The 6,676-nt window shown below is 37.7% G+C and carries 4 protein-coding genes, 2 tRNA genes and 1 pseudogene (1 of these 7 running past the window's edge); 2 read left to right on the forward strand and 5 right to left on the reverse strand.

Annotated elements, in window-relative coordinates:
• Positions 1-75 precede the first annotated feature (75 nt).
• The 4 genes from COU51_01750 to COU51_01765 form a co-directional block, all read right to left on the reverse strand.
• Positions 76-150, reverse strand: a tRNA-Gly gene (locus tag COU51_01750).
• Between the two features lie 82 nt (positions 151-232).
• A complete protein-coding gene (locus COU51_01755; GenBank protein PIR66849.1) occupies positions 233-445 on the reverse strand; it encodes a hypothetical protein in 213 nt (70 codons plus the stop codon).
• A gap of 4 nt (positions 446-449) precedes the next feature.
• The gene (locus COU51_01760) at positions 450-2,576 is read right to left on the reverse strand and encodes a hypothetical protein (GenBank protein PIR66850.1); all 2,127 of its coding nucleotides are present in this window, start codon (positions 2,574-2,576) and stop codon (positions 450-452) included.
• Positions 2,577-3,116: 540 nt separating this feature from the next.
• A tRNA-Leu gene (locus COU51_01765) sits at positions 3,117-3,201 on the reverse strand.
• Between the two features lie 113 nt (positions 3,202-3,314).
• On the opposite strand from COU51_01765, the gene COU51_01770 reads away from it, so the two are divergent.
• The gene (locus tag COU51_01770) at positions 3,315-4,022 is read left to right on the forward strand and encodes a hypothetical protein (protein PIR66851.1); all 708 of its coding nucleotides are present in this window, start codon (positions 3,315-3,317) and stop codon (positions 4,020-4,022) included.
• A 112-nt stretch (positions 4,023-4,134) separates the two neighbouring features.
• Positions 4,135-4,812 (forward strand): hypothetical protein, encoded by a 678-nt coding sequence (locus COU51_01775; GenBank protein ID PIR66852.1) that lies wholly within the window; start codon positions 4,135-4,137, stop codon positions 4,810-4,812.
• Between the two features lie 61 nt (positions 4,813-4,873).
• Here the strand turns inward: COU51_01775 and COU51_01780 are convergent.
• Positions 4,874-6,676: pseudogene (locus COU51_01780) on the reverse strand (hypothetical protein) (it continues 639 nt past the right edge of the window).

A 6,676-nucleotide genomic window follows, 5' to 3' on the forward strand; every position in this document is an offset into this window, starting at 1 on the left:
CCCTACCACCCCCTTGTTCAATTCCCCAAAGCATTCATTCCAAGAAAAAAAACGACACAAGGTCGTCTCTTTTCTTGGAGCGGGTAGGGGGAATTGAACCCCCATCTAGTCCTTGGCAAGGACTCATAAAAGCCATTATACGATACCCGCATTATTAAAATATATTAACATAATTATTAAGAAAGTGCAAGAGTGGAAGAGATATAAAATAAAAAACTTCGTTTATACGAAGTTAGAATTTTATTTTACCGGTTGCTTCAAAGTAGGCAACTACTTCATCTGTATCTTTTGGTTTTATTGAATAGAAATGTAAAAGGATATGTTTTGCAACAAAGATTGCGTCTTGTATTTGTTCTGGCGTTAGTTGTGCCAGCCCAGGATCTCCGCGAGCATTGCGGTACCTAGAAATTGTTTTAATAAGATCCTCTGGAGATCCTCCATACATTTTTCTAAAAAGGTGCTTCTTCTCGTCGCTCCACCCTCTGGGTGGTCCCGGTTTTTGTGGTCCGTTCATTTTTCCTCCTCTTTAAATAGATTGTACCAAATATACTCCCAATTACAAGAGTGCTGGCAAAATATTGCCAAAAAGGAGCAATATCTTTTGATGCGTCTGATTTTTCAATAACTCCTTGGCTTGTGAGAGATATATCATTTTCATCCCTTGGTAGAAGGCGATATTCATTATTATATTTACTTAAGACACCGGTTATTTTTATAGTGTCGCGTTCTTTATATTCAGAAAAATCAAGTTTAGTTTTATTATAAATTAGAAGCTCTGTCCCGTTTACGTCAATAAATATTTTTGAAGAGTTAGTATCTATTATTTCGCCTTCGGTTGATACAAGTTTTCCAACCATCTCGTCATCAATATTGAAGGCCGTAAGATTTGTAGGCTCTAAAATATTATTATGCGACAGAATTTTGATTGAGTTTTTATTTTTTAATTTTAAGCGCAACTCTCCGTAATATGTGCTGGACTCGCCCCAAGCAGTTATCTTGTCTCCTGTTTTTATTTCAGGCCAGTCAGCATAATACATATATAATTGTCGGCCATCTATATACATAATTTGCGTATTAAAAACATTCGGAGGAACTATAACCATACCTGTAACAGAATTTGAAACAAAAATTGTTTTAGATCGTTCTTGTTGTGTTGTTTTTTTGATTACGTTTTGTGAAAGTGGCGTTGGTTCGCTTGTCCATTGCCAGCCGTCATCCAAAAGAGCATAAGATAATCCTTCGCTTGCATCGTCATATTCAATATTCATAATTTCATTTTTATCGGCATCTAAAAGTCGAACACTGTCATTTGTATTATTTAGGGCAAGATTGGTTTTTTCACGCAGAAAGATGAGGTATCCATCAGTTTTTATTAGAGTATCATTTGGGATTTTGTATGGATTGCTTCCGCCTTCCATATCATCCAGATATAAACTCCCGAGATTTATATCATCCAGAGAGCTATTAAAAAATTCTACCCACTCTCCGGTTGCATCACTTCCTTCTGGGTTTGGTAAAATTTCGCTAATTATAATATATTTTTTAATTTCGTTTATCGTTGAAGTAGAAAAAGTATATTCTATTTTTTCTTGGTTCTCATCTGTAGACTCAGTAAGGGATGATTTTATAGAATTTTCATAATTTTTTGTAGGCACACTAGAAATAATATATGTAGCGTCTAATTGTCGCGCTATACTTTCTCCTTTTTGCGGGGCAGTTATTTCGCTTCCATTCCAATCACCATAAATCAGCTGATCAATTGAAAAATTATTTCCGTCTGATAAATAAATTGCGTCACCAGAATTATTTAGACGATTATTTATTTCTATAGTTATAAAAGAATTTGGATAAATTGCGCCTAGAAGAGTATAAATTTTATTTGAACCATCGCATACCTCCCATCCCTCAATGCTTATGATGCGTGACGTTGTATTATAAAATTCTATCCACTCTTTTCCTTCGTTTGGATTTGGTAAAACTTCGTTAATAACTACATCTTCAAAAGAAGCAGAAGCCATTGTTTCTGGAGTGGGTGAATTATTTAGAGAACTGTCGTCTTGTTCTGTCTTTGCAGTGGAAATAAAATCTACCTTATTGTTATTGGTATCTTCGTTATTTTGGCGTTTAATACTAGCTCTTTTTGTAGGGTTTTCTGCTGGTGCATCTTCGAAATCAGACGTTTCACCAAATCCGACTTTATCAATTAACGTGTCTTCATTATTATATAGAAGGATAGTGTTGTTGTCGGCTATTGAATATGATGTTCCACTCCATGTTGTGTCAGCGGTTTCAGTACCAATATAATCGGTTTTATGAGTTATTAAAAATCCGGAATTTGCCGGGATAACAGTTTCGTCTTCAAATGAGGAAACAAGATTGGATTCGCTTCCGGAAGATGTTTTCTTTTTAAGGTGCCAGCCGGAGATATCAATTGCCGAACTCGTTGGATTGTAAAGACGAACGAATTCGTCTTTCGACGTTTCACCATAAGTTTGAATTTCAGAGATTACAATATGGCCTGAATCAGCCAGCGCTTTAAATGGAATTAATAAAAATAAAATAATTAAAAAACGCATACTTTTATAGTTTAATATAAAATAAAAAACACCTCAAATATGAGATGTTTTCATGGTGCCCGAGGTGGGACCCCTCCTCACCCGTTGCTACCATCCGTCGGTTGACGGACATGGTTCGCTTCCTCCTTCCCCCTACGCACTCTATATTTTCAGAGGTATATTTAAGTTCTAAATATTCTAATGCACCAGTTAGGCTCAAATATGAAGAAAAAGATACCGATTCTAATTCATTAGATGCGGCATGGGAAACGATTTTAAAAACACTGAAATATTAATTTTTATGTAATGGTTTATATGCAATGGTGTGCTTTGCATACACCACCCTTGTATAAAAAAATACGTTAATTAACGTATTTTTTTTAATTAGCCAACATAGGGCTGTTTCTGACGGAGATGGGTCTCTCGAAACAGGCACTAGGTTGGCTCGGAGCCAGAGTCTCCAAAAATAAAAGCAGTTTTATTTTTTGTAGTACCCTTCGAGTCCGATTATTTTTTTATATTTTTTATATAAAAAAACATCTCAAATATGAGATGTTTTTATGGTGCCCGAGGTGGGACTCGAACCCACACGGATTGCTCCACCTGCTCCTAAGGCAGGCGTGTATGCCAATTTCACCACTCGGGCAATAGCTATAATATAGCATAAAAATTGCTTTTTGTCAATTATTATGATAATTTTAAATAATGAGATTGTTGTCAAATACCATTTCTACTCCAAAACCATAAGGGAGACGCAAAATGATGAAGCGGGAGTTTGAAAAATATTTTGGAGATAAGCCGATTATTTTGCGCAATGATCACTTTGTTTTTCGGTCAGGAAGGCATGGGGACGTTTATGTAAATAAAGATGAATTTTATTTATATAGAGATGCTTTGCGTAAATTTTGCGATTCGTTTATTTGGGCATGGGGGTCATATTTTTGCAATATGGAAGCAATCGTTTCTCCGGCAGTGGCAGGTGTAAGATTCGGAGATATGGTTGCGGACATTTTCAGTTCTTGGCAAAGGCGTTCTGTTATGTCAATTTGCGTTGATAAGGATGAAAAACATAAACTGGTATTAAAAAGAGGACTAGAAAAAAGAGTTAAAGGAAGAAAGGTGATTATTGCGGATGATGTTTTGCATAGTGGGGCGACTTTAAAAGAGTTGGTGAAAATTGTAAGGCAAGCCGGTGGCGAAATACTCGCGGCGATAGTTCTTTTTAATAGAGAAGAAATAACAGCGGATGATTTAAATATTCCAAAATTAGTTTCCGCAATTGAATTAAAATTTGATTCTTGGGAAGCGAAAGATTGCCCGCTTTGTAAACGTGGTGTGCCGATAAATCAAGAGTTTGGACGGGGGAGAGAAGCGGTAATAAAACAGATTTTTCAGGTTATGGAAGAAAAATCAAAAGGAACGGGTCTTGAACTTATATTTAATCCGCAAGACGACAAAGACGCATAACGCGTCTTTTTAAAATTTATTGAAATGAGCAAGGCCTCGCCTTGCTCATTTGTCGCGAAGCGATATATTAGATATACTCAATATTAGATGTTAAAGATTAAATATTTTTATTATGATTCGTCTTTCTCCTACATCAGGTCTCAATCTTTTTAATGATTGTCCAAAATGTTTTTGGTTGCATCACAGACAAAATTTAAAGCGTCCTTCAGGACCGTTCCCATCACTCCCTAATGGAATGGACAACGTTATAAAAAAATATTTTGATGAATTTCGTGGGAAAAAAGGTGGCATCCCGCCAGAAATAAAAGGAGAGGTGGAAGGTAAACTGATGCCTGATTTAGTCTTGATGAATAAGTGGCGTGATTGGCGGACAGGACTGGAATATAAAGATAAAGAAACGGGTGCCGTTTTGTTTGGCGCGCTAGATGATTGCCTGGTAGATGGTGATGAATACGTAGTTTTGGATTATAAAACAAGAGGGTTTTCGCCGGGTGCCTTGGAAGATAGCCAGAGATATTATGGAACGCAAATGGATGCATATGCCCTGATGCTTTGGGCAAACGGCTATAAGGCAGCGCGTCATGCATATTTGGTATATTTTTTTCCGAAAAATGTTAAAAAAGGTGGAGTAGTAAATTTTAATATAGAAGTTAAAAAAATAGAAGTTAGCCCAAAGCGTGTTCAACGTCTTTTTGTAGAGGCGGTGAAATGTTTGGAAGGACCTCAGCCCGCGCATCATACCGGATGTCCGTTTTGTAATTGGCAAAAAATGGTTGCAGAGTTTGATTAATAATATAAAACATATATCAAGAATTAAAAAACCCCGATTTTATGTCGGGGTTTTGTTTTTGTTATTCGCTTTCTTTAATCATTGATTCGATTTTTTCTTTTCCGATCTGTCTCAATTTATTGATATCAAGAAAGATCTCAGAAAAGTCGCCAGGAGAAGGCATAATGAAAAGAACGGCGCCGGTAGTTCTTGGCTCTGAAGATGCATATACTATTTCAGTTGCCGTTACTTTTTGCATAGTCGGCACCCGCAGTGCCATGCGCCAATTGTTATCCGAAGTTCTGGATGCCTGTGAGTAGGAGTCGTGCGTATGTCCTGCTAACGCCAAGTCAGCATTGGCATTTTTACCAGCCCCGACTATACCGGTTTTTCCAGAACCCTTGGGGTCATGAATCATAAACAAGTTAATTGGGCCAAAAAGAGGCTCATTGTCTTTACTTAATCCATAACGTTCTATGGAGAGACAGTTTGCCGTTTCATATCCGCCGATTGCGACTCGTACATTCGGGTCAGTATTATTGACAGAGCTTCCTGATACGCCGACTTCAAAATATCCAATACCTTTTGCTTTCAATCTTTGTTTGAAATAGGCCAGTTCTTTAATGCCGTGTCGATCCAGATTATTGCCTATGTGGTTTCCAGTAAGCGCCGCGAGAAGATATTTCAATTCGCTGGATTGAAGCGCTGGCTCCAGATACTCCAAAAGGTAATCTGCAATGCCGGAAAGGACATCGTCCATATTCTCAGCGTTTCCGCTTATGGTAAGCATTACCAAATTAAGCACCTGTTGATATTCATCAATATTTTCTTGACTCATAAGTCTAATAATTTCTTTTAAACTTTGTTTAGCGCTAAGTTTATGATCAGGTCTGTGTCGCCAGCTATCACTGTTAGCCTCGCCAATATCACCGGTATTGAGGTAACCGCTTACAGAAGCCATTTTACCTCTAAAGGTAAAATGATCTTTAAGAAGTTTTTCAAAAAGAGCCAAGAGTCCGATTCGCGCAAGCGGATCTTCAGCAGAATGAAACATATGTTCATCAGAAGAAGCCATAATGGCATGATATTTTTCCGGTTGTTTTAGAACTGAGCCATCCAAAAATTTTTGGTAAGCAATACTTTGCTTACCAATTCCGAGCTCATTTTTAGACATTACGACAATACCCGCCACACCACCGTTTCTGTATCGGTCAACAGCAGGATTATTACGCGTGCTAATTGCTTTTCCAGAAGGTCCCATTCGGTCGGGCCGTTTGGTATTTAGGAATTCCGCAACTTTAACCTGGTCTTCAAACGTTGGTGCGACAATAAAATGTAGATATTCTTCTGTGGTTGACGAATCAAGTCGTGATATATCATTAAAGTTAAGTGAATCGGTTTGATAATGGCTTCTTTGGACATGTGTCCAGCCGGTGCCATGATGACCTTGCAAGATGATATCAGTTTTGTGTCCGCCAGTGATTCGCATAACTTTTTTTTGATATTCAGGAATTGTGCCAACCAGTCCAGCCAGGAGATTCTTATCATTAGCTTTGATAACGCCCCAGGTAAAGTGTCTGCTGTGGGAGTAGTCAATAATCATGTCATTTATCATTATGATTGTAGGGCCTGGTACGAGCTTAACTTTGGTGCGCTTGCAGACGCGTTCAAGATTTTCATAAATCTTTTTAGTCAATTTTCTTGTTAACGCCTGATGCATTGGACGAATCTTGCTGTCCCTAAAGAGCTGGAGTTTTGCATTAGCTGTTTCAATTACCACACGTTGCGTAGTAATGTCGTCTTCAGCCGCTTTTAGCTTGTCCAACTGTTGAGTCATACTATTTGCAATTTTACTCATTACTTTTGCATTTTCTTTGTTAGCGCT

The sequence above is a fragment of the Parcubacteria group bacterium CG10_big_fil_rev_8_21_14_0_10_36_14 genome (genome assembly GCA_002772895.1).
GTDB lineage: Bacteria > Patescibacteriota > Patescibacteriia.

Coding starts and splice junctions, on each gene's coding strand:
- COU51_01755 (PIR66849.1), bottom strand. CDS start 445: ATGTATGGAGGATCTCCAGAGGATCTTATTAAAACAATTTCTAGGTAC.
- COU51_01760 (PIR66850.1), bottom strand. CDS start 2,576: ATGCGTTTTTTAATTATTTTATTTTTATTAATTCCATTTAAAGCGCTG.
- COU51_01770 (PIR66851.1), top strand. CDS start 3,315: ATGATGAAGCGGGAGTTTGAAAAATATTTTGGAGATAAGCCGATTATT.
- COU51_01775 (PIR66852.1), top strand. CDS start 4,135: ATGATTCGTCTTTCTCCTACATCAGGTCTCAATCTTTTTAATGATTGT.